Raw genomic sequence first — 21,231 nt, 5'->3', positions numbered from 1 at the left:
CTTTTTAGTGCGTCATAATCCGGTAACGCTCACGCAGCCGATGGCGCAACGCCATCGCCAGCAGATTGAGCGACAGGATGATCACCACCAGCAGCAAAGCGGTGGCGTAAACCAGCGGTCGATCAGCATCGATGTTAGGGCTCTGGAACGCCAAATCGTAGATCTGAAAACCGAGGTGCATGAATTTGCGATCGAGGTGCAGATAAGGGAACACCGCATCAACCGGCAGCTCCGGCACCATCTTCACCACGCCCACCAGCATCAGCGGCGCGGTTTCTCCGGCCGCACGCGCCACCGCCAGAATCAAGCCGGTGAGCATGGCCGGTACCGCCAGCGGCAGCACCACGCGCCACAGCGTTTCCGCCTGCGTTGCGCCCAGCGCCAGCGATCCCTGACGCAGATTATCCGGAATGCGCGACAATCCCTCTTCGGTGGCAACGATCACCACCGGCAGCGTCAGCAGCGCCAGCGTCAGCGCGGCCCACAGCAAGCCCGGCGTACCAAAAGTCGGATTGGGTAAGGCGCTGGAGAAAAACAGCTGGTCGAGGGTGCCGCCAATCAGCCAGACAAAGAAACCGAGGCCAAACACGCCGTAGACAATTGACGGCACGCCCGCAAGATTCACCACCGCGATGCGCACCAGCCGCGTCAACGCATTGCGTCCGGCGTATTCGTGTAGCCATACCGCCGCGATGACGCCGAGCGGCATGACGATGATCGACATCAACAGCACCATCAGCACGGTGCCAAAAATCGCCGGAAACGCCCCGCTCTCGCCGCCACCGGAAGTCGGTGAATCGCTGACGAATTGCCAAATCTGACCGAAGAAGTGCAGCGTTTTGTTGGTTAAGGTCATGGCATTCGGATACCACGCATCCACCACCTGCGCCAATGGGATGGTGTGATCCACGCCGTTCACATCGCGCAGCACCAGCTTATCGCGCTGACTTTCGTGCTGCAGATGAGTTAACTGCTGCGCCAGCGCGTTAAAGCGGCGCTGTAACGCCGTGCGATTGGCATCAAACTCAGACTGCACTTCCAGGCTGAAGCGGCCGTTACGCTGCTGCTCATCGGCCTGCTGCTGCAGGCTTTCCAGCTGTGCATTAAGGCGCGCCATCTCAATGCGGCGGATTTTACTCGCCTGGCGCAACTGCTCATGTACCTGCTGCAAACGCTGATGCAGCAAGGCATCGCGGCTTTGAGCGGTCATGACTTCGTTATCCTGGCGCAGCTCCACCAGCCAGCCATAGGCGTTACCGCCGTTGCGGCGCTGCAGCACCAACACATCAGCAGGACGACGGGTTTTCGCCTCGCCCTGACTGTAGAGCACGCGGAAATCCGGCGCGGCAAAGTCACGGTTGCCGGTTTTCACCACATAGCGCCACTGTTCGCCCTGCTGCTGCTTTTGCAAGGTTTCACCCAGCACCATCACCGGGCTGCCTTGCGGCGGCTGGAACTGATATTGATCGACCGGCTGCGGCCAGAAGGCACGCACGCCCTGCCAGCCGAGCAAACCAATCAGCAAGGTAAACGCCAGCAGGCAAACCGCGACGGCGCCGGCGGTGAGCCAGCGCCAGCGATCGTTTTGTTTCATCGCCGTCATCCGTGGCCCTCATGCTGGCTATAGCGTTGGCGCAAGCGCTGACGAATCAACTCGGCGATGGTGTTGATCACCAAGGTGAAGATCAACAGCAACAACGCACTGAGGAACAGAATGCGATAATGCGCGCTGCCCGCTGCGGCTTCGGGCATCTCAATGGCAATGTTGGCGGAGAGTGCACGCAGGCCAGCAAATAAGCCGCCTTCGCTAACCGGCGTGTTGCCGGTGGCCATCAGCACAATCATCGTCTCGCCGACGGCGCGGCCAAAGCCAATCATCAAGGCGGCGAAGATGCCCGCCGAGGCACCCGGCAGCACCACACGCGTCAGGGTTTGCCACGGCGTGGCGCCCAGCGCCAGCGAGCCCTGCCCCAGCGCGCCCGGCACGCTGAACAGCGCATCTTCCGATAAGGTGAAAATCAGCGGCACCAATGCAAAACCCATCGCCAGTGCAGCAACTAATAAGTTGCGCTGTTCGTAATGGGTTAAACGCTCGCCAATCTCCGGCCAGAACAGCGTTGGCAGCCACAGCGTCAGCAAGGTCACCACTAACAGTAGCGGCAGCAGCAGAATCACTTCAAAACCGGGACGTCGCCAGCTGGCCGGCAAACGCGGACTCAGCACGCCGCACAATAATAAGGTCACGGCCAACACCGGCGGCAGCAGCAGCACGCCAACCAGCGCGGTGCTGATGTGCGGCGCCAGCCACACGCCAGCGATTAAACCAATTACCACGCTGGGCAGTGCGCCCATCATTTCGATCGCCGGTTTCACCCAGCGACGTAAACCCGGCGACATAAACCAGGCGGTATACATCGCGGCGGCCAGCGCCAGCGGCGTGGCAAACAGCAGCGCCAGACTGGCGGCTTTCAGCGTGCCCAGTACCAGCGGCATCAGGCTGAACTTGGCTTGATAGCTGTCACCCGCCGCGGTGGATTGCCATACCCAATCGGCCTGCGGATAGTTTTCGTACCAGATTTTTTGCCACAGATTGCGCCAGGTGAAGTCCGGCCACGGGTTATCTAGCGCAAACTGTTGCCACTCCCCGGCGCGTTCAATGATCAAGGCATCACCGTGCGGCGCGAAGGCCAGTGCCTGAATGCCCGGTGCCAGCTGACGCGTTAAAATCGCGCCCTGCTGCTTGCTGGCGAACAGCTGAACCTTGCCCTGCGCATCGTAAGTGGCAAACACGCGGCGCTGCGGCTCCGGCGTAATGCCGCGCACCTGCTGGCTACCGTTGAAGGTGTGAATCTGTTGTAAGCGCGGCCCATGATCACTGGCGATAGCGAACCATTGCTGTACGCCTTGCGCATCCTGAATCAGCAAGGTGCGTCCACCGGCCAGCATATGCAGGCTTTGCGGCGGTAGATTGAGGGTTTGCGTTTCACGTAACTGTGCGCCATCAGATGTGATTTGCCACACGCGCAGTAAGCGCCCGCTGCTGGCGTAGAGCAAAGAGCCATCCGGTGACAGCAGCAGATGATCGGCCTGCTGCTGCGGCAACAGGATCTGATTCACCTTTTGCTGATTTTCCAGCGTCAGCAGGCTGATGCCGGCTGCGGTTTGCGCCGCGATCAACCATTGATGGTCGTTGAGAGCGGTCAGCGCCATGTTACTGACCGGGCCTTGCGGTAAGCGCAGCGGACGATCGCCGAGCGGGAAGCCCCATTCGCCGCTGCCGTTGCGGATAACCGGTTGCATTAACAGCAGTTCGCCCTGCATATTGAGCAGCACGCTGCGGTTATCAAAGCTTGCGATCGCCGCATCGGGTTTGCCATTCAGCGCCAGTGCGGGTGCGGCAGGTTGACCATCAAGCGGAATAAAGCGCGCTTCGTTGCGGCTGATGCGCCAGCCTAAATTGCCGTCGCTGCCCATCGCCAGCATTGGGGTTTTGTCCCACAGCTGAATATTGGTGGTGGCATGCATTCCCGGCGCGCTAAACAGCGGCAACACCACCCAGATCAACCAGAAGAACAGCAGTAACATCAGCAGCAAAATTCCCACGCCGCAAGCTGTGACGACGCGGCGCACTAAATTATCAGTGGCGCGTCGACGACGGTCGCTAAAGTGGACGGGAATACGATTTATGCTCATGCAGGCCAGGTTACCGGTGGAAACAAGTCGCTATGTTGCCCGTAGCTGATTGATAAGACAACCTTTGACGTTGGACAAGCCTGCCATACTCTCGCCATAATGGTGACGGACACTGAGCGGTAACGCATTTTTGCGTCTTTTCCGCCGGACATTCCGTCCAGCATCAGCATCTCGGAGTCAGAATGGGTCAGGATAAGCTGTATATAGAAAAAGAATTAAGCTGGTTAAGCTTCAATGAACGTGTGTTACAGGAAGCCTCGGATAAAAGTAATCCGCTGATTGAACGCATGCGCTTCCTCGGGATTTACTCCAATAACCTCGAAGAGTTCTATAAAGTGCGCTTTGCCGATCTCAAGCGGCGAATTCTGATCAGCGAAGAGCAAGGCAAACCGACCTCTTTGCGGCATCTGTTAAAGAAAATTCAGCTGCGGGTGCAGAAATCGGATCAGGAGTTTGATGCGCTCTACAACGATCTGCTGCTGGAAATGGCGCGTAATCAGATCTTCCTGATTAACGAACGTCAACTGTCACCGAATCAGCAAGAGTGGCTGCGCTACTACTTCAAACATCAATTACGCCAGCACGTCACGCCGATTCTGATTAACCATGACACCGATCTGATCGAATTCCTGAAAGACGATTACACCTATCTGGCGGTGGAGATCATTCGCGGCGACGATATTCGTTATGCGCTGCTGGAGATCCCGTCTGATAAAGTGCCGCGCTTTATAAACTTGCCGGCTGAGTCGCCACGTCGGCGCAAGCCAATGATTCTGCTGGATAACATCCTGCGCTATTGCCTCGATGAAATTTTCAAAGGCTTCTTCGATTACGATACGCTGAACGCCTATTCGATGAAGATGACGCGCGACGCCGAATACGATCTGGTTACAGAGATGGAATCGAGCCTGCTGGAGCTGATGTCGTCGAGCCTGAAGCAGCGTCTCAATGCCGAGCCGGTCCGTTTTGTTTATCAGCGCGATATGCCGGATGCGATGGTGGAAATGCTGCGCCATAAGCTGTCGATTTCGAACTACGATTCGATAGTGCCCGGCGGCCGCTACCATAACTTCAAAGATTTCATCGGCTTCCCGAACGTTGGTAAAAGCAATCTGGAGAACCGTCCGCTGCCGCAAATTCGCCACATCGGCTTTGACGGCTTCCGCAACGGCTTCGACGCCATCCGCAATCGTGATGTGCTGCTCTACTATCCGTATCACACCTTTGAGCATGTGCTGGAGCTGCTGCGTCAGGCCTCGTTCGACCCGAACGTGCTGGCGATTAAGATCAATATTTACCGCGTAGCGAAAAACTCGCGCATCATGGATGCGATGATTCACGCCGCCTATAACGGTAAGAAAGTCACGGTGGTGGTGGAACTGCAGGCGCGCTTCGATGAAGAGGCCAACATCCGCTGGGCGAAACGCCTGACCGAAGCGGGCGTGCATGTGATCTTCTCCGCGCCGGGTCTGAAAATTCACGCCAAGCTGTTCCTGATTTCGCGCCGTGAAGGCGAAGAAGTGGTGCGTTATGCGCATATCGGTACCGGGAACTTCAACGAAAAAACCGCGCGCATTTATACTGACTATTCATTGCTGACCGCCGATGCGCGCATCACCAATGAAGTGCGTCGCGTGTTCAACTTCATTGAGAATCCGTATCGTCCGGTCACTTTCGAGCATTTGCTGGTGTCACCGCAGAACTCGCGCGACGTGCTGTATAAGTTCATTGATGCCGAGATCGCCAACGCGCAGCAAGGCAATCCTGCTGGCATTACTTTGAAGATCAACAACCTGGTGGATAATGGTTTAGTTGATCGACTTTACGCTGCTTCGTCGGCAGGCGTGAAAGTGAATCTGCTGGTGCGCGGCATGTGTTCGCTGATCCCCGATTTACCGGGCATCAGTGAAAATATTCGCATTACCAGCATCGTTGACCGCTATCTCGAGCACGACCGCGTCTATATTTTTGAGAACGGCGGTGAGAAAAAGGTGTTCCTCTCTTCCGCGGACTGGATGACGCGTAACATTGATCACCGCATTGAAGTTGCCGTGGCGATTCTTGATCCCCGCGTGAAGCAGCGCATATTGGACATCATCGCCATTCTGTTTAGTGATACGGTGAAAGCCCGCATCGTCGATAAAGAGCTGAGTAATCGTTATGTGCCGCGCGGCAACCGTAAAAAGGTGCGTTCGCAACTGGCCATTTATGACTACATCAAGAAACTGGAACAACCCGAATAACGCCTATGCCAATCTCACATAAAAGTACGCCGAAACCTCAGGAATTCGCGGCAATCGACCTCGGCTCGAACAGCTTCCATATGGTCATTGCCCGCGTGGTGGATGGCGCTTTGCAAGTGCTGGGACGCCTGAAACAGCGCGTGCATCTCGCCGATGGACTGGATGCGCATAATCGCCTGAGCGAAGAAGCGATCGAGCGCGGGCTGAGCTGTCTGGCGTTGTTCGCCGAACGTTTGCAGGGCTTCAGTTCCGCCAACGTGACGATCGTCGGCACGCACACGCTGCGTATCGCCAGCAATGCGGAGGAGTTTCTGCAGCGCGCGGCCGAGGTGATTCCCTATCCGATCGAAGTGATCTCCGGCAACGAAGAAGCGCGTCTGATTTTTATGGGCGTGGAGCACACGCAGCCGGAAAAAGGCCGCAAGCTGGTGATCGATATCGGCGGCGGCTCCACCGAACTGGTGATTGGGGAAGACTTTGAGCCGCAGCTGGTAGAGAGCCGCCGCATGGGCTGCGTCAGCTTCGCCAATCTCTTCTTCCCCAAAGGCGAAATTACGCCAGAAAACTTCCGCCGCGCGCGCCTCTCCGCTGCGCAAAAGCTGGAAACCATGGCGTGGCAATATCGTTTGCACGGCTGGCAATATGCGCTAGGCGCGTCGGGCTCCATTAAAGCGGCCTGCGAAGTGCTGCTAGCGATGGGCGAAAAAGAGAAGCTGATTACGCCAGAAACGCTGGAATTGCTGACCAGCGAAGTGCTGAAGCATAAGTCGTTTAATGCGCTGAGCCTGCCGGGCTTGTCGGAAGAGCGTAAGGCGGTATTTGTACCGGGCTTAGCAATTTTGTGTGGCGTGTTTGATGCGTTAGCGATTCGCGAGCTGCGTCTCTCTGACGGCGCACTGCGTGAAGGCGTGCTGTATGAGATGGAAGGCCGTTTCCGTCATCAGGACATTCGCAGCCGCACCGCGCAAAGTCTGGCAAATCACTACGCGATTGATAGCGATCAGGCGCGCCGTGTGCTGGAAACCACCGAGAAGCTCTATTTGCAGTGGCAGGAGCAGAATCCCAAGCAAGCTAATCCGCAACTGTCGGCGCTGCTGAAATGGGCCGCGCTGCTGCATGAAGTGGGATTAACCATCAATCACAGCGGCATGCAGCGCCATTCGGCTTACATCCTGCAGAACTCCAACATGCCGGGCTTTAATCAGGATCAACAGATGCTGTTGGCCACGCTGGTACGTTATCACCGCAAAGCGGTGAAGCAGGATGAGATGCCGCGTTTCACCTTGTTTAAAAAGAAACAGTTTCTGCCGATGGTATTCCTGCTGCGTCTTGGCACGCTGCTGAATAATCAGCGCCAGGCGACCACCAAACCGGATTCGCTCAAGCTCAGCACCGACGACGGCCACTGGACGCTGACCTTCCCTGCCGGCTTCCTGAGCCAGAATACGCTGGTGCAGCTGGATCTGGAACGCGAGCAAGCTTACTGGAATGATGTCACCGGCTGGAAACTGATGCTGGAAGAAGAGGAGTAATGCGGGCAGCTGGCCCGCAATCTGGTTATGACTACACGCCCCGATAACTATTACGCTGAAAAATACGGTCTCACGCCGACCCATTCTGAAGTGCTGGCGGCCCTGCCTCATCTTGAAGTAGGGAAAGCACTGGATTTGGGCTGCGGCCAGGGCCGCAATAGTCTGTTTCTCAATCAGCATGGCTTTGACGTGACGGCCTGGGACAGCAATCCCGCCAGTCTGGAGCGCCTGAACAGCATCATTGCGGAAGAGAATCTACAGAACATTCACACAGAGCTGTGCGATCTCAATAGCGTGCGCTTCAACGGCAGTTATCAGTTTGTGCTGTCGACCGTGGTGATGATGTTCCTGCAGCCGGCAACCATTCCGCAGCTGATTGCCGATATGCAGGCCAGCACGCGTAAATATGGCTACAACCTGATTGTGGCGGCGATGGATACCGATGATTATCCCAATACGCAAAACTTCCCGTTTGCGTTTAAATCCGGTGAACTCAGCCACTATTACCGCAACTGGCATATTGTGAAGTACAACGAAGAGGTCGGTGAACTGCATCGTCGTGATGAAAACGGTAACCGCATTAAAACCCGTTTCGCCACGCTGCTGGCGCAGAAAGCCAGTTACTGAATTAACGGCCGCTTTGTGCGGCCGTTAGATTGTCTGATGTCGATCAGTGCGCTGAACCTTTTTCGCTCATTTTTCACACAGCGATTGCTTTAGCGATCTAAGTGTGACTAAATATTGCCTCCGCCCCGTCGGGCAATTACAGGAACCACCCCGCGTGAACAGCGCTATCTCTGCACGAAGACGTCCCAAAACTGGCACCATGACCCGCATTGTTTTACTGGTCAGCTTCTTAATTTTGTTTGGCCGCCTGCTTTTCATCATTCCCGGTGCCATCGAGCATCATCAGCAAAAGAAAGCCATCCCTGAACCGGTCACGCTGAGCACCAGTGATTCGCGCTAAATAATTTGCGGGTCGGCTGTCGCTGCTAAACATTGTCCTTTGAGACAATGCTGCTTTTTACGTCCTGTTACCCGCAACGCGCTACACTGTGAGCTGACTTTACAGACACAAGGAACGCGTTATGTCTGCTTCGCATTCACAAAAATTAGCTGAAACCCGTCATCACATTCTCAACCTGCTGCTCAACGAGCACGATCTGGTTGATGTTCTGCTGGATAAATCCGTCGATCTGAATGCCGCCGAACTGCGTGATATCACCGACTGGCGTCATGAATTAGAGCTTGAGCTGCAGCAATTGCACGCCGCGGATTTAGCCGACATCCTCGAAGCCTTGCCGGAAGAAGAGCGTCAGGCGCTGTGGCGTTTAGTGCCGACGGCACAGCGCGGTCACGTTCTGGTTGAGGCTTCAGAAACCGTTTGGGCCAGCCTGACGGAAGAAATGTCTGATCGCGATATTCTGCACGCCATCGAGCCGCTGGATATCGACGATCAGGTATATCTGGCGCGCTACCTGCCGCGCGATTTAACCGGACGTCTGCTCACCACCCTTGAACCTAGCCTGCGCGCGCGACTGATGAGCGTGATCGAGCTGGATCGCGATCGCGTCGGGCAGATCATGGATTTCAATATCCTGACGGTGCGCTCTGACGTGACCTTAGCCACGGTGCAGCGCTATCTGCGTAAAGGCAAAAAAATGCCTGACGGCACCGATAAGATCTTTATCACCGACGAACAAAATCAACTGGTAGGTGAGTTAACGCTTACTGATATTCTGCTCAACAAACCGAAGATGCTGGTCGCAGAAGTGATGAATTCGCATCCCACCACGTTTCAGCTCAACGATAAAGCGGAAGACGCCGCCAGCGCTTTTGAACGTTATAACCTGATCTCCGCTGCGGTCACCGATGCTCAAGGCAAACTGATTGGCCGTATCACCATTGAAGACGTGGTCGATTTGGTGAACGAAGAGAACGAAAGCAACATCCGTAAAATGGGGGGTATCAGCCAGGGCGAAGACGTGTTTGCGCCGGTGCGCAAAGCGGTGGGCAAACGCTGGGCCTGGCTGGCGGTTAACCTGTGTACCGCATTTGTCGCTTCGCGCGTGATTGGCCTGTTTGAAGCCACCATATCGCAGCTGGTTGCGCTGGCGGCGCTGATGCCAATCGTCGCCGGCATCGGCGGCAACACCGGCAATCAAACCATTACCATGATTGTGCGTGCGCTGGCGCTGCATCAGGTTGAACCGGGTAACTTCTCGTTCCTGATCATGCGTGAACTCGGCGTGGCATTGATTAACGGCCTTTTCTGGGGCGGCATTATGGGCGGCGTCACCTGGCTGATGTATGACAACCTGCAACTCGGCGGCGTGATGATGCTGGCGATGGTGCTGAACCTGCTGCTGGCCGCGCTGATGGGCGTGCTGATTCCGTTAATCATGACCAAAATGAAACGCGATCCCGCCGTTGGCTCTAGCGTGCTGATCACCGCGATCACCGATACCGGCGGATTCTTTATCTTCCTTGGTCTGGCGACGATATTTTTGCTGCATCATTAAGGCTTTAAACAGTGTGCGTAACGTTGCAGCATCTGCTGTAAATTGAGTTGCAACGTTGCGCGCGCCAGTTCACTCAGTGCTGGATTGACCCGCGTTGAACCACGCTGATTTAACCACTCCAGCACATCGATTAAATGCCATATGGCTGTTTTTCCATCATGAATCGGACGCGGAAACTGCGGGCTATGGCTGAGCATCAGCTTGCGCATGTTCTGCCGCGAAACACCAATTAACTCTGCGATATCCGTCAGCCCGACTAAATCTGGCGCGGCTTCAATCAGTTCCGCATCTGGCAATGCCTGAAAAACATCCTCCAACGCGCTGCGCACCGCGTCCTGTGCAGTGCTGGCTTCGCGGCAGAACGTCATGCTTAATTTTCCCGCCACACCCGCGCCAATTAACGCATCAGTGCAGCCTTGCGAACCGAGCCGTTCGATCACTTCATCGATGTCGCTCTCATCATTGAGCTGAAAACGCAGCGTAAACTCAAATTCCATGTTTCACTCCTCGTCACTTAACCCGCTGAGGGTTTTCACTGCAGTTGTCCACCACGCGCCGTAACAGTTTGGCATGGGTTTCAGGATTTTTTGGCGTACTCCAGATGCAGGTAATGCAGTAATCCCCACATCGACACTCTGTCGAATTATCTGGGCATTACATCTTGCCTCACGCATGGTGACCGCCAACTGGAATCTTCCAACCTCTCGCTTCTGCATATCGCAAAGCTCCTTCGACCGCTTTATGCGGATGCCGCTTCCTCTCTGACATCGCTGGCTACCTTATGCTCACCGCAATAAGTTGTCAACTGACAACCTCGAAGTGTTTCGGTACTATTTCAGCGGCGAATGCTGCAGAAAATAACCAGAACGGTCTCAACGCGCTTTGATTCAGTTTTGTGCTGGAAGACAGCGCACAAAATCAAGCGCACAGCGCCTGAAGTGCATATAGACTCTGTTGTTATCACTGACCTGACGGAGAAGAAGCATGTTTAACGTGGATGATTTTGTGCAGTCTAAGACCGGTGGCCCAAAGATGCAGGTGCTGCGCGTGGAAGGCGATATGCTGTGGTGCGCTCGCGTTGACGATCACATCAAGCGTGAAATTGAAGTCAGAGCCGATAGCGTGAATCTGTATCACGAAGACGGCGATTTCGGCGTCTGTTAAAAAAATGGCCCCAAATCGGGGCCATTTTTAGGGATTGTCTCGCTGCACATTATTCTGACCGATGCCGCCGATAAACGGCAGACGCAGCCTAAATGGTGTGAAATCCAGCCCCATGTTTAATCCCAGCAAGTTCACTTCCAGCCCCTCTTCCGCGCCAACCGTCACACCCAACACGCCCAGCAGGGAAAGCTGCACGCCGCGACCTGACGGCGGTAAACCTACCGGATTAAGCAGCGAGCGATAATCTTTGCCGAGCGCGTTAGCCGGCAGGTCGAGCTTCAATGCCGGAACCTCGCGGCCGATATGCGCCATAAAAGTATTGCTGTTGGGTCCCGGCCAGGCGTGATACGTGGTCGGCCAGGGATAGGATTTAATGGCCGCTTCGATCTGCGGAATCATCGCTTCTGCGCTACTGCCGCGATGGTCAACCAGCAGACGCGGCTTCGCACCGTACCAATAACCATCGGGAAGATTGCTGTTACGACGCACTTTATCGCCGCTGCCCCAGCTAATCACTTCGTAACGGTTATAGCGGGTTTCACCGGCGCGCTTGAAGATAATCCACGGATGCACCGCCACCGCGCCCTTCCAGCCATAAGTCGGCGCAGCATAAACCTGCACGATAGCTTCTGCCGCATAACGCTGCGGATCCGGTGCGATACCGGCCGAATCGCGCCTTGCGGATGCCCAGCCACCGCGTTCAGAGGTGAGCTCACCGCTTCGCGTTGCCTGCGCCAAGCTCGCGCCTAATGAAAGCAAGATGATGCAAAGAAAAGAGATCAGTACGGCTTTGAAAGGCAACATCGACGGCATCCTGATGAGTAAAAATTACTCGCTATCTTGCATCGAAACGGGGGCGTTTGTATTCACGAACTATGCGATACATTTAGCCGCATGATTTGCCATCAGAAGGTTTGAAAAAAAAGCCCGCAATTAAGCGGGCTTCGTTTTTACGCAGTAATCAAAGCAGGATTTATTCCCACTCAATCGTCGCAGGTGGTTTACCTGAAATATCATAAACCACGCGGGAAATGCCGTTAACTTCGTTGATGATGCGGTTAGAGACGCGGCCGAGGAAATCGTACGGCAGGTGCGCCCAGTGCGCTGTCATGAAGTCGATGGTTTCCACCGCACGCAGTGAAACAACCCAATCATATTTACGACCATCGCCCATCACGCCAACAGAACGTACTGGCAGGAACACGGTGAACGCCTGGCTGACTTTGTTGTACAAGTCAGCTTTATGCAGCTCTTCGATGAAGATAGCGTCTGCACGGCGCAGCAGGTCGCAGTACTCTTTCTTCACTTCGCCCAGCACGCGCACGCCCAAACCTGGACCTGGGAACGGATGACGATACAGCATGTCGTACGGCAGGCCGAGTTCCAGACCGATTTTACGCACTTCGTCTTTGAACAGCTCTTTCAGCGGCTCAACCAGGCCCATCTTCATCTCTTTCGGCAAACCGCCCACGTTGTGGTGCGATTTGATCACGTGCGCTTTACCGGTGGCAGAAGCCGCCGATTCGATCACGTCAGGATAGATGGTGCCTTGTGCCAGCCACTTCACGTCTTCCAGACGCAGCGCCTGCTCGTCAAACACCTCTACGAATACGCGGCCGATGATTTTACGTTTGGCTTCGGGATCGTTCTCGCCCGCCAGCGCATCAAGGAAGCGCGCTTCTGCCGCAACGTGCACGATGTTCAGACCGAAGTGGTCACCGAACATTTCCAGCACCTGCTCAGCTTCATTCAGACGCAGCAGGCCGTTATCCACGAACACGCAGGTCAGACGCTCGCCGATGGCGCGATGCAGCAGCATCGCGGTCACAGAAGAGTCCACGCCGCCAGACAGACCGAGAATCACTTTGTCATCGCCAACCTGCTGACGAATACGCTCAACCGCATCTTCGATGATTTTGGCTGGCGTCCACAGCGCTTCACAGCCGCAGATGTCACGAATGAAACGCTCAAGCATACGCAGGCCCTGACGCGTGTGCGTCACTTCCGGGTGGAACTGCACGCCGTAGAATTTCTTCTCTTCGTTAGCCATGATGGCAAACGGACAGGTTTCGGTGCTGGCAACGGTTTCGAAACCGGCTGGGATGGCGGTGACTTTGTCGCCGTGGCTCATCCAAACGTCCAGCAGCGGTTTACCTGCTGCGCTAATCGCATCTTCGATGTCACGCACCAGCGCGCTCTGAGTCAGCACTTCAACCTGCGCATAACCAAATTCGCGCTCGTTAGAGCCTTCAACCTTGCCGCCCAACTGCATCGCCATGGTCTGCATGCCGTAGCAGACGCCCAACACTGGCACACCCGCGTTAAACACGTATTCCGGCGCACGCGGGCTGTTCAGCTCGGTGGTGCTCTCCGGACCGCCAGAGAGAATGATGCCGTTCGGGTTAAACTGGCGAATTTGCTCTTCGGTGACATCCCACGCCCAGAGTTCGCAGTAGACACCCAGCTCGCGCACGCGGCGCGCAACCAGCTGCGTATACTGAGAACCAAAATCGAGGATCAAAATGCGATGTTTATGAATATTTTCAGTCGTCATTGAGGCGTTTCCATTGGGATGGACTTAATAATAAAAGCGCCCGGCGGGTGCCGGGCGCTAAATTTTACGGGATTATGAACCCATGCGGTAGTTTGGTGACTCTTTGGTGATGGTCACGTCATGCACGTGGCTTTCATTGATGCCCGCGCCGCTAATACGCACGAACTCCGCTTTGGTGCGCAGATCGTCAATGGTCTGGCAACCCGTCAGGCCCATGCAAGAGCGTAAGCCGCCCATCTGCTGGTGCACGATCTCTTTCAGGCGGCCTTTATAGGCCACGCGGCCTTCGATACCTTCCGGTACCAGTTTGTCAGCGGCGTTATCGCTCTGGAAGTAACGATCTGAAGAGCCTTTAGACATCGCGCCCAGTGAACCCATACCGCGATAAGACTTAAACGAACGGCCCTGATACAGCTCGATTTCGCCCGGAGACTCTTCGGTACCAGCCAGCATAGAACCGACCATGACGGCCGCTGCGCCTGCTGCAATCGCTTTAGCGATGTCGCCAGAGAAGCGGATGCCGCCATCAGCGATAACCGGAATGCCGGTGCCTTCCAGCGCGGCAACCGCATCAGAAACCGCGGTGATCTGTGGCACGCCAACACCAGTGACGATACGCGTGGTACAGATTGAGCCAGGACCGATCCCCACTTTCACCGCGCTCACGCCGGCCTGCGCCAGCGCCAATGCGCCTGCGCCGGTGGCAACGTTGCCGCCGATGATTTCCAGGTTCGGGTATTTTGCACGGGTTTCACGAATACGCTGCAGCACGCCTTCAGAGTGACCGTGTGATGAGTCAATCAGCAGCACGTCAACACCGGCAGCAACCAGCGCATCAACGCGCTCTTCATTGCCCGCACCGGCACCAACCGCAGCGCCTACGCGCAGACGGCCTTCCGCATCTTTACACGCGTTAGGTTTACGTTCGGCTTTTTGGAAGTCTTTAACGGTGATCATGCCCAGCAGGTGGAAGCTGTCATCAACAACCAGCGCTTTCTCAACACGTTTTTCATGCATTTTGTGCAGCACAACTTCGCGTGCTTCACCCTCTTTCACCGTTACCAGGCGCTCTTTCGGGGTCATCACCGCGGAAACTGGTAAGGTCAGGTCGGTAACAAAACGCACGTCACGGCCCGTGATGATGCCCACCAGCTCGTTGTCGGTGTTCACGACCGGGTAGCCGGCGAAGCCGTTACGTTCGGTCAGCTCTTTCACCGCCGCCAGCGCGGTGGTTGGCAGCACGGTTTGTGGATCGGTAACGACGCCGCTTTCGTGTTTTTTCACCTTACGAACTTCATCCGCCTGGCGCTCAATTGACATGTTTTTGTGAATAAAGCCCAAACCACCTTCCTGCGCCAGCGCAATTGCCAGACCGGCTTCGGTCACGGTGTCCATTGCAGCGGAGAGCATGGGGATGTTCAGACGGATGTTTTTCGTCAGTTGAGTGCTGAGATCAGCGGTGTTCGGTAAGACAGTGGAGTGAGCGGGAACGAGCAGAACGTCGTCAAATGTGAGGGCTTCTTTAGCGATTCTTAACATTGCAATATCTCCACCTGGGGGCGATTAAAACAGATAAAATATTGCCGCGGCATTATACAGGCCGAAACCGATTGCCTCCAGTGTTTTTTCAGAAAATGTCTTGATCCTCGGGGCAAGCAATGTAGTATCAGTTGATTAACCCTCTGATTTAAAATTTGATCTACATCACATGTCGCTACCGCCAACCGCCAATATTTTTACCGTCAGCCGCCTGAACACCACGGTGCGCCAACTGCTGGAAAATGAGATGGGCCTGGTGTGGCTCAGCGCTGAAATTTCAAATTTCACTCAGCCCTCTTCCGGTCATTGGTACTTCACGTTGAAGGATGATGGCGCACAAGTGCGCTGCGCGATGTTCCGCAACAGCAACCGTCGCGTCACCTTCCGTCCTCAACATGGCCAGCAGGTGTTAGTGCGCGCCAGCATCACGCTGTATGAGCCGCGCGGCGATTATCAGCTGATTATCGAAAGCATGCATCCGGCCGGTGAAGGCTTGCTGCAGCAGCAATTCGAGCAGCTGAAAGCGCGTTTAGCCGCGGAAGGCTTATTCGATCAACAGTTCAAACAGCCGCTGCCGGATCCGGCGCGTCAGGTGGGCGTGATTACCTCCGCCACCGGCGCGGCGCTGCACGACGTGCTGCGCGTGCTGCATCGACGCGATCCTTCACTGCCGGTGATTATCTATCCCACCGCGGTGCAAGGCGTGGATGCGCCGGCTGGCATTGTGCGTGCCATTGAGCTGGCTAACCAGCGCGATGAGTGTGACGTGCTGATTGTCGGTCGTGGCGGCGGTTCGCTGGAAGATTTGTGGAGCTTCAATGACGAGCGTGTGGCGCGGGCGATTTTTGCCAGCCGCCTGCCGATTGTCAGCGCCGTTGGGCATGAAACCGATGTCACCATTGCTGACTTTGTAGCGGATTTACGTGCGCCAACGCCGTCTGCTGCGGCAGAATTGGTGAGCCGTAATCAGCTTGAACTGTTGCGCCGTTTGCAGTCGCAGCAGCAGCGCATGGAGATGGCGATGGATTTCTATCTGGCTCAGCAGCAGCGTCGCTTCACGCGCATTCAGCACCGCTTGCAGCAGCAGCATCCACAGCTGCGTCTGGCACGCCAGCAAACCGCGCTCTTCCAGCTGCAGCGCCGTCTCGGTGAAGCGATGGACCAGCGCATGCGTGTGGCCAATCGTCAGCAGGATCGCCTGCTGCAACGCCTTAACGCCCAGCAGCCGCAGGGACGTATTCTGCGCGCTCAGCAGCAGCTCCAGCAATGGCACTATCGCTTACAGCAGGGCATGGAGAAGCAGCTCAATCACAATCGTCAGCGCTTTGGCACGCTGGCGGCACAGCTGGAAGGCGTGAGCCCGCTGGCAACGCTGGCGCGTGGCTTCAGCGTAACCACCGACACCCAAGGTCAGGTGGTGAAGAAAACTCAACAGCTGAGCAAAGGCGACTTGCTGCGCACCCGGCTGGACGATGGTTGGGTGGAAAGCCAGGTTACCGCACTCGAACCGCAGAAATCCCGGAGCCGCAAAGCGCGTTCATAGCGGGAAAACTATACTTCTGGCATGTACCTCAATGGCCAGGAGTTTTTTTATGTCTTACAGCGTTATTCCTCCCTACATTCTGCGCAATATCATTGATAACTGCTCCGGCGCGCAGCAAGACTACGCGCGCCGCACCCTCACCCACGTCCAGCACCTGATGGGCGAACATAACGCTAAACCAGCAAGCACCGCCACCACTCAGCCAGGCACGGTGCTGCGTGCTATCTATGACGCCAAAGGGGCGCAAAATCTGCCCGGCACGTTGGTGCGCGAAGAAGGCCAGCCGGGAAATGGTGATGTTGCAGCCGAAGAAGCCTGGAGCTATCTCGGCATTACCTACGATTTCTTCTGGCAAATCTACCAACGCAACTCGCTGGACAATAAAGGCCTCAAGCTCGATGGCACCGTGCATTACGGCAAGGAGTATCAGAACGCCTTCTGGAACGGGCAGCAGATGGTGTTTGGTGACGGTGACGGCGAGATTTTCAATCGCTTCACTATCGCGCTGGATGTGGTGGCGCACGAGCTGACGCACGGCGTGACAGAAACCGAAGCGGGATTGATCTATTTCCAGCAGGCAGGCGCGCTGAATGAATCGATGTCTGACGTGTTTGGTTCGCTGGTGAAGCAATTTCACCTCAAGCAGAGCGCCGATCAGGCCGACTGGATTATCGGCGAAGGTTTACTGGCGCAGGGCATCAACGGGCGCGGATTGCGCTCGATGTCGTCACCGGGAACGGCTTACGATGATCCGGTGCTGGGTAAAGATCCGCAACCGGCCGATATGGCGCACTACATCGAAACGCGTGACGACAACGGCGGCGTGCACCTCAATTCCGGCATTCCCAATCGCGCCTTTTACCTCGCCGCTAAAGCGCTGGGCGGCTTTGCGTGGGAACAGGCCGGTCAAGCGTGGTACGACACGCTGTGCGACAAAACGCTGCCGCAGGATGCCGATTTCAGCACCTTTGCGCGCTTTACCGTGCAGCACGCCAATCAACGATTCAACAGCTCAGTGGCGGAAAAGATCCAATCCGCCTGGCAGCAGGTAGGCGTAACATGGACATCCAACTGACCGATGACGCAATCATCGAACTGGCGCGGGAAGGCGGAATCGCTTTTATCCCTAAACTGCGCGGAGAGCGGCGCTTTACGCTGGCGGAACTGCCGGAACCGCAAAAGCAGCGCGTCTGCGAGGTGCTGGAACAGGCAATGCCCTTGGGGGAAACGGAAGATCAGGCGGCAAATGTCGGTCGTGGCGATCAGCGCTACTACCGCATTCAAATCACCTATGCTACCCATCGCGAAGCGGGAAGTTTCGTGATTTTAATTCCCGAACAACTGGCGCCCCCCGAGCTGCAATCGCTGTGGCGAGACGGTGAATAGGTTATCGGAGATCTCTCAAGGCAGAGCGTAACTGATTGACTATACTCATTATGTGGCTAGCTAGTCCACGTCGAAGAAAACACCCTTAGATGAGGTCTCTGCTATGACACAAAAAAAGCAACGAGGTGGTGCCGGGAACTTTGCAGAGGACCCGGAGCGCGCCAGGGAAGCCGGTAGCGCTGGCGGCAAAGTCAGTGGGGGTAATTTCAGAAACGATCCTGAAAGAGCCAGGGAAGCTGGAAGAAAAGGAGGTCAAAAAAGCCGTCGCCCTTCTAAGCAGCAGTAATTAAGGTGCCTTAAAGGAAGAGATGTGCCACGGAGGGTGATAAAAAAAAGGCCGACATCATGATGTCGGCCTTTCTCCTTTTTTAACTTACTTGCTGTCTGGCAGCGCGTAAGCAATCACGTAATCACCACGGTCTGGCGACTGACGTGCACCGCCTGCGGAGATCAGGATGTACTGTTTGCCGGTTTTCGGCGAAACGTAGCTGATTGGACCGCCCTGGCTGCCGACTGGCAGACGTGCTTTCCACACTTCTTTACCGGTTGAGCTATCGAAAGCGCGCAGATAGTAATCCTGCGTACCCGCGATGAACACCAGGCCACCCTGCGTTGCCAGCGTGCCGCCTAAGGTCGGCATACCAATTGGCATTTTCGCGCGCATTTTGATACCAAACGGACCGGTATCTTCTACCGTACCCACTGGCACCTGCCACACGATCTGACGGGTTTTCATGTCAATCGCTGACAGCGTACCGAACGGCGGAGCCTGGCACGGAATGCCCAGCGGCGACATGAAACGGTTTTTGTTCACCGCGTACGGTGTGCCTTTCAGCGGAACCGCACCCATACCGGTGTTGATGGCTTCACCGCCGTTGCTGGCCGCCGTTTTGCTGGTGTCTTGTGGAATCATCTGTACCCACAGGCCCAGACGCATGTCGTTAACGAACATGTACTGGTTGTTCGGGTCAAACGAGATACCGCCCCAGTTCATTCCGCCCAATGAACCTGGGAAGCTGAGGGATTTATCGGTATCCGGCACGGTGAACAGACCATCGTAACGCATGCCTTTAAAGGCAATACGGCACGCCAGCTGATCAAACGGTGTTGCCCCCCACATATCCGATTCCGTCATTTTCTGGTTGCCGATATTTGGCATTTCCACAGAGTGCGGCTGAGTTTTGGTGTACTGCTCGTTCGGGATGTGACCCTGCGGCATCGGCAGCTCTTCAACTTTGGTCAAAGGCTTGCCAGTCAGGCGGTCCAGCACCCAGATCATGCCGGTTTTCGCGCCGATAACGACGGCTGGCTTGTTGGTGCCATCCTTCATCGGGAAGTCGACCAGGCTCGGCTGCATTGGCAGGTCGAAGTCCCACAGATCGTTATGCACGGTCTGATAAACCCACTTCTGCTTACCGGTGGTGGCATCCAACGCCAGGATTGATGCGCCGTAAGTGTGATCCAGTTTGGTACGGTTCGCACCCCACAGATCCACTGACGAGCTACCCATCGGCAGGAACACGGTGTTCATTGCCGGATCGTAAGACATTGGCGCCCACGAGTTTGGCGTACTGCGGGTGTAATTTTTACCCGGCATCAGCACCGCATTGGGGTCGTCGTTGCCTGGGTCAAACGCCCAACGCATCTGACCGGTGATGACGTCAAAACCACGCAGCACGCCGCCAGGCATGTCGGTCTGTACGTTATCGGCGACACGACCACCCACAACAACAGTGGTACCGGCCATCGCTGGCGGTGACGTCAACTGATATTGCGGATCTGGCGCACTGCCCAGACCGGTTTTCAGGTCAACCACACCGTGCGTACCGAAGGTGTCGCACAGCTCACCGTTGTCGGCGTTGATAGCAATCAGACGCGCATCAATGGTGTTCATCAGAATACGACGCTGACAGGTGTCGCCAGCAGGCAGCACAGCGGCAGTAACCGGCGTTGAACCCGGCTCGGTTGGCTGCTGCAGGGGTTTAGTCGCATCGAAATAGGCTAAGCCACGGCAGCGGTTCCACACTTCTGCCTGCGCGTTGATTTCGCGTTTCCAGATTTCCTTACCGCTGTCTGCGGCAACCGCAATCACATTGTTATGCGGGGTGCACAGGAACAGCGTGTTGCCCACCTGCAGCGGGGTTTGCTGATCTTCCGCACCGTTACCGGTTGGGCTGATTGGCGTATCGCCAGTGTGGAAAGTCCAGGCAACCTGCAGGTCTTTCACGTTGTCGCGGGTAATCTGATCGATGGCAGCGAAGCGGTCGCCACCCGGCGTACGGCCGTAGCTGCTCCAGTCTTGCTGAGGTTTTGATTTATCGACCGGAATCAGCGGCAGCTGTTTACCGTCAAATGCCACGGTAGGATGCGGCTGGAACATCTGCACGAAAGTCGCCACCATGCCCACCACGATCACCGCAGACAGCACATAAGAGATTTTCGCCAGGGAGCTTTTGCCTTCGCTTTTACGCAGGGCTGGCCAGGTGAGGAATGCAAACAGCATCAAGCCGGCCGGCACCATCAAGCGCGAGACCAGCGGCCAGAAATGCAGGCCTGCATCAAACAGTGACCAAATCAGCGTGCCAGCAAACACCAGAATAAACAGGGTGACGGCGGATGATTTGCGACGGAAGAACTGAATGGCCGACAGCAACATAACGATACCGGCGATGAGGAAGTACCAGCTGCCGCCCAGCGCGACCAGCTTGCCGCCGCCGATTGCGAAGAACAAGCCGATTGCCAGCAAGACCAGGCCAAACAGTACGGACCAGATGCTCAACCCTTTGCCGGGACGAGCGGAATTTTCTGCCATAACAAAAACTCTCCTGAAAAAATAAAGCGCTGGCGCCGATAAATCTGTGGCAGCCGATGACAAGGCCCCAGCCGCAGCGGGAGACAGGAACTATTCCGTTACGCTTTATTTTATATCTATTGATACGGGTGCAATGCCCGTGATTCGGCGCTTGTGAGCGAGGACACAACGTAGGTGAGAGTGATTCTCGCGACAAGGCGGCAGGATTGTACCACCTGGTACAATAAAAAGTGAATATCCATA

17 protein-coding genes are annotated in these 21,231 nt (G+C 55.8%); 10 read left to right on the top strand and 7 right to left on the bottom strand.

Annotation, left to right across the window (positions count from 1 at the left end; all coding sequences use genetic code 11):
* Positions 1-4: 4 nt before the first annotated feature.
* Positions 5-1,603, bottom strand: coding sequence for a phosphate ABC transporter permease PstA (gene pstA, locus ACFQW4_RS12095; RefSeq protein ID WP_377725545.1), 1,599 nt, complete (start codon positions 1,601-1,603; stop codon positions 5-7).
* Positions 1,600-3,693, bottom strand: coding sequence for an ABC transporter permease subunit (locus tag ACFQW4_RS12090; RefSeq protein ID WP_377725543.1), 2,094 nt, complete (start codon positions 3,691-3,693; stop codon positions 1,600-1,602). Before ACFQW4_RS12090 ends, pstA begins: the two co-directional genes overlap by 4 nt.
* A 182-nt stretch (positions 3,694-3,875) precedes the next feature.
* Here ACFQW4_RS12090 and ppk1 point away from each other — a divergent pair, with 182 nt between their 5' ends.
* The 5 genes from ppk1 (at position 3,876) to mgtE (ending at position 9,990) form a co-directional block, all read left to right on the top strand.
* Positions 3,876-5,936, top strand: a complete 2,061-nt coding sequence (ppk1, locus tag ACFQW4_RS12085; RefSeq protein ID WP_101763506.1) for a polyphosphate kinase 1 — start codon at positions 3,876-3,878, stop codon at positions 5,934-5,936.
* Between the two features lie 5 nt (positions 5,937-5,941).
* Positions 5,942-7,468 carry an exopolyphosphatase gene (gene ppx, locus ACFQW4_RS12080; protein WP_101763505.1) on the top strand — a complete coding sequence of 509 codons (1,527 nt, stop codon included), beginning with the start codon at positions 5,942-5,944 and terminating at the stop codon, positions 7,466-7,468.
* Positions 7,469-7,489: 21 nt separating this feature from the next.
* Complete coding sequence (gene tehB, locus ACFQW4_RS12075) at positions 7,490-8,095, top strand: tellurite resistance methyltransferase TehB (RefSeq protein ID WP_137386274.1); 606 nt, start codon at positions 7,490-7,492, stop codon at positions 8,093-8,095.
* 154 nt (positions 8,096-8,249) lie between these two features.
* Positions 8,250-8,435 carry a YfgG family protein gene (locus ACFQW4_RS12070; protein WP_110866478.1) on the top strand — a complete coding sequence of 62 codons (186 nt, stop codon included), beginning with the start codon at positions 8,250-8,252 and terminating at the stop codon, positions 8,433-8,435.
* A gap of 121 nt (positions 8,436-8,556) precedes the next feature.
* Positions 8,557-9,990 (top strand): magnesium transporter, encoded by a 1,434-nt coding sequence (mgtE, locus tag ACFQW4_RS12065; RefSeq protein WP_110866477.1) that lies wholly within the window; start codon positions 8,557-8,559, stop codon positions 9,988-9,990.
* On the opposite strand, the gene ACFQW4_RS12060 is transcribed toward mgtE, so the two are convergent.
* Positions 9,987-10,487, bottom strand: coding sequence for an AlpA family transcriptional regulator (locus tag ACFQW4_RS12060; protein WP_192233019.1), 501 nt, complete (start codon positions 10,485-10,487; stop codon positions 9,987-9,989). The genes mgtE and ACFQW4_RS12060 overlap by 4 nt on opposite strands.
* A 487-nt stretch (positions 10,488-10,974) precedes the next feature.
* Between ACFQW4_RS12060 and ACFQW4_RS12055 the strand changes: the two genes are divergently transcribed.
* Complete coding sequence (locus ACFQW4_RS12055; protein WP_101763499.1) at positions 10,975-11,154, top strand: DUF2158 domain-containing protein; 180 nt, start codon at positions 10,975-10,977, stop codon at positions 11,152-11,154.
* Between the two features lie 27 nt (positions 11,155-11,181).
* Here the strand turns inward: ACFQW4_RS12055 and ACFQW4_RS12050 are convergent, their stop codons facing one another.
* From ACFQW4_RS12050 to guaB, 3 genes are all read right to left on the bottom strand, one after another.
* Positions 11,182-11,958 carry a DUF3750 domain-containing protein gene (locus tag ACFQW4_RS12050; RefSeq protein WP_008108318.1) on the bottom strand — a complete coding sequence of 259 codons (777 nt, stop codon included), beginning with the start codon at positions 11,956-11,958 and terminating at the stop codon, positions 11,182-11,184.
* A gap of 169 nt (positions 11,959-12,127) precedes the next feature.
* On the bottom strand, positions 12,128-13,708 hold the full coding sequence (guaA, locus tag ACFQW4_RS12045; RefSeq protein WP_101763498.1) for a glutamine-hydrolyzing GMP synthase: 1,581 nt from the start codon (positions 13,706-13,708) through the stop codon (positions 12,128-12,130).
* A 72-nt stretch (positions 13,709-13,780) separates the two neighbouring features.
* Positions 13,781-15,247: an IMP dehydrogenase gene (gene guaB, locus ACFQW4_RS12040; protein ID WP_101763497.1), complete on the bottom strand. Its 1,467-nt coding sequence runs from the start codon at positions 15,245-15,247 to the stop codon at positions 13,781-13,783.
* A gap of 169 nt (positions 15,248-15,416) precedes the next feature.
* On the opposite strand from guaB, the gene xseA reads away from it, so the two are divergent.
* The 4 genes from xseA to ACFQW4_RS12020 all read left to right on the top strand — a co-directional run bounded on the left by xseA (position 15,417) and on the right by ACFQW4_RS12020 (position 18,462).
* The gene (gene xseA, locus ACFQW4_RS12035) at positions 15,417-16,790 is read left to right on the top strand and encodes an exodeoxyribonuclease VII large subunit (RefSeq protein ID WP_110866471.1); all 1,374 of its coding nucleotides are present in this window, start codon (positions 15,417-15,419) and stop codon (positions 16,788-16,790) included.
* A gap of 49 nt (positions 16,791-16,839) precedes the next feature.
* A complete protein-coding gene (locus tag ACFQW4_RS12030; protein WP_377725537.1) occupies positions 16,840-17,865 on the top strand; it encodes a M4 family metallopeptidase in 1,026 nt (341 codons plus the stop codon).
* Positions 17,850-18,176 (top strand): protealysin inhibitor emfourin, encoded by a 327-nt coding sequence (locus ACFQW4_RS12025; RefSeq protein ID WP_101763494.1) that lies wholly within the window; start codon positions 17,850-17,852, stop codon positions 18,174-18,176. The genes ACFQW4_RS12030 and ACFQW4_RS12025 overlap by 16 nt, the downstream gene beginning before the upstream one ends.
* Positions 18,177-18,279: 103 nt before the next feature.
* The gene (locus ACFQW4_RS12020; RefSeq protein WP_045814915.1) at positions 18,280-18,462 is read left to right on the top strand and encodes a general stress protein; all 183 of its coding nucleotides are present in this window, start codon (positions 18,280-18,282) and stop codon (positions 18,460-18,462) included.
* 87 nt (positions 18,463-18,549) lie between these two features.
* On the opposite strand, the gene ACFQW4_RS12015 is transcribed toward ACFQW4_RS12020, so the two are convergent.
* On the bottom strand, positions 18,550-20,988 hold the full coding sequence (locus tag ACFQW4_RS12015; protein ID WP_336768670.1) for a glucose/quinate/shikimate family membrane-bound PQQ-dependent dehydrogenase: 2,439 nt from the start codon (positions 20,986-20,988) through the stop codon (positions 18,550-18,552).
* Between the last annotated feature and the right edge of the window lie 243 nt (positions 20,989-21,231).

Source organism: Pantoea sp. GCM10028869 (assembly GCF_042666835.1).
GTDB classification, from domain to species: domain Bacteria; phylum Pseudomonadota; class Gammaproteobacteria; order Enterobacterales; family Enterobacteriaceae; genus Pantoea; species Pantoea leporis.
The sequence above is the reverse complement of the archived record's forward strand: the minus strand, read 5'-3'. Positions and strand labels throughout refer to the sequence as shown.

Coding starts and splice junctions, on each gene's coding strand:
- pstA (WP_377725545.1), bottom strand. CDS start 1,603: ATGACGGCGATGAAACAAAACGATCGCTGGCGCTGGCTCACCGCCGGC.
- ACFQW4_RS12090 (WP_377725543.1), bottom strand. CDS start 3,693: ATGAGCATAAATCGTATTCCCGTCCACTTTAGCGACCGTCGTCGACGC.
- ppk1 (WP_101763506.1), top strand. CDS start 3,876: ATGGGTCAGGATAAGCTGTATATAGAAAAAGAATTAAGCTGGTTAAGC.
- ppx (WP_101763505.1), top strand. CDS start 5,942: ATGCCAATCTCACATAAAAGTACGCCGAAACCTCAGGAATTCGCGGCA.
- mgtE (WP_110866477.1), top strand. CDS start 8,557: ATGTCTGCTTCGCATTCACAAAAATTAGCTGAAACCCGTCATCACATT.
- ACFQW4_RS12060 (WP_192233019.1), bottom strand. CDS start 10,487: ATGGAATTTGAGTTTACGCTGCGTTTTCAGCTCAATGATGAGAGCGAC.
- ACFQW4_RS12055 (WP_101763499.1), top strand. CDS start 10,975: ATGTTTAACGTGGATGATTTTGTGCAGTCTAAGACCGGTGGCCCAAAG.
- ACFQW4_RS12050 (WP_008108318.1), bottom strand. CDS start 11,958: ATGTTGCCTTTCAAAGCCGTACTGATCTCTTTTCTTTGCATCATCTTG.
- guaA (WP_101763498.1), bottom strand. CDS start 13,708: ATGACGACTGAAAATATTCATAAACATCGCATTTTGATCCTCGATTTT.
- guaB (WP_101763497.1), bottom strand. CDS start 15,247: ATGTTAAGAATCGCTAAAGAAGCCCTCACATTTGACGACGTTCTGCTC.
- xseA (WP_110866471.1), top strand. CDS start 15,417: ATGTCGCTACCGCCAACCGCCAATATTTTTACCGTCAGCCGCCTGAAC.
- ACFQW4_RS12030 (WP_377725537.1), top strand. CDS start 16,840: ATGTCTTACAGCGTTATTCCTCCCTACATTCTGCGCAATATCATTGAT.
- ACFQW4_RS12025 (WP_101763494.1), top strand. CDS start 17,850: ATGGACATCCAACTGACCGATGACGCAATCATCGAACTGGCGCGGGAA.
- ACFQW4_RS12020 (WP_045814915.1), top strand. CDS start 18,280: ATGACACAAAAAAAGCAACGAGGTGGTGCCGGGAACTTTGCAGAGGAC.
- ACFQW4_RS12015 (WP_336768670.1), bottom strand. CDS start 20,988: ATGGCAGAAAATTCCGCTCGTCCCGGCAAAGGGTTGAGCATCTGGTCC.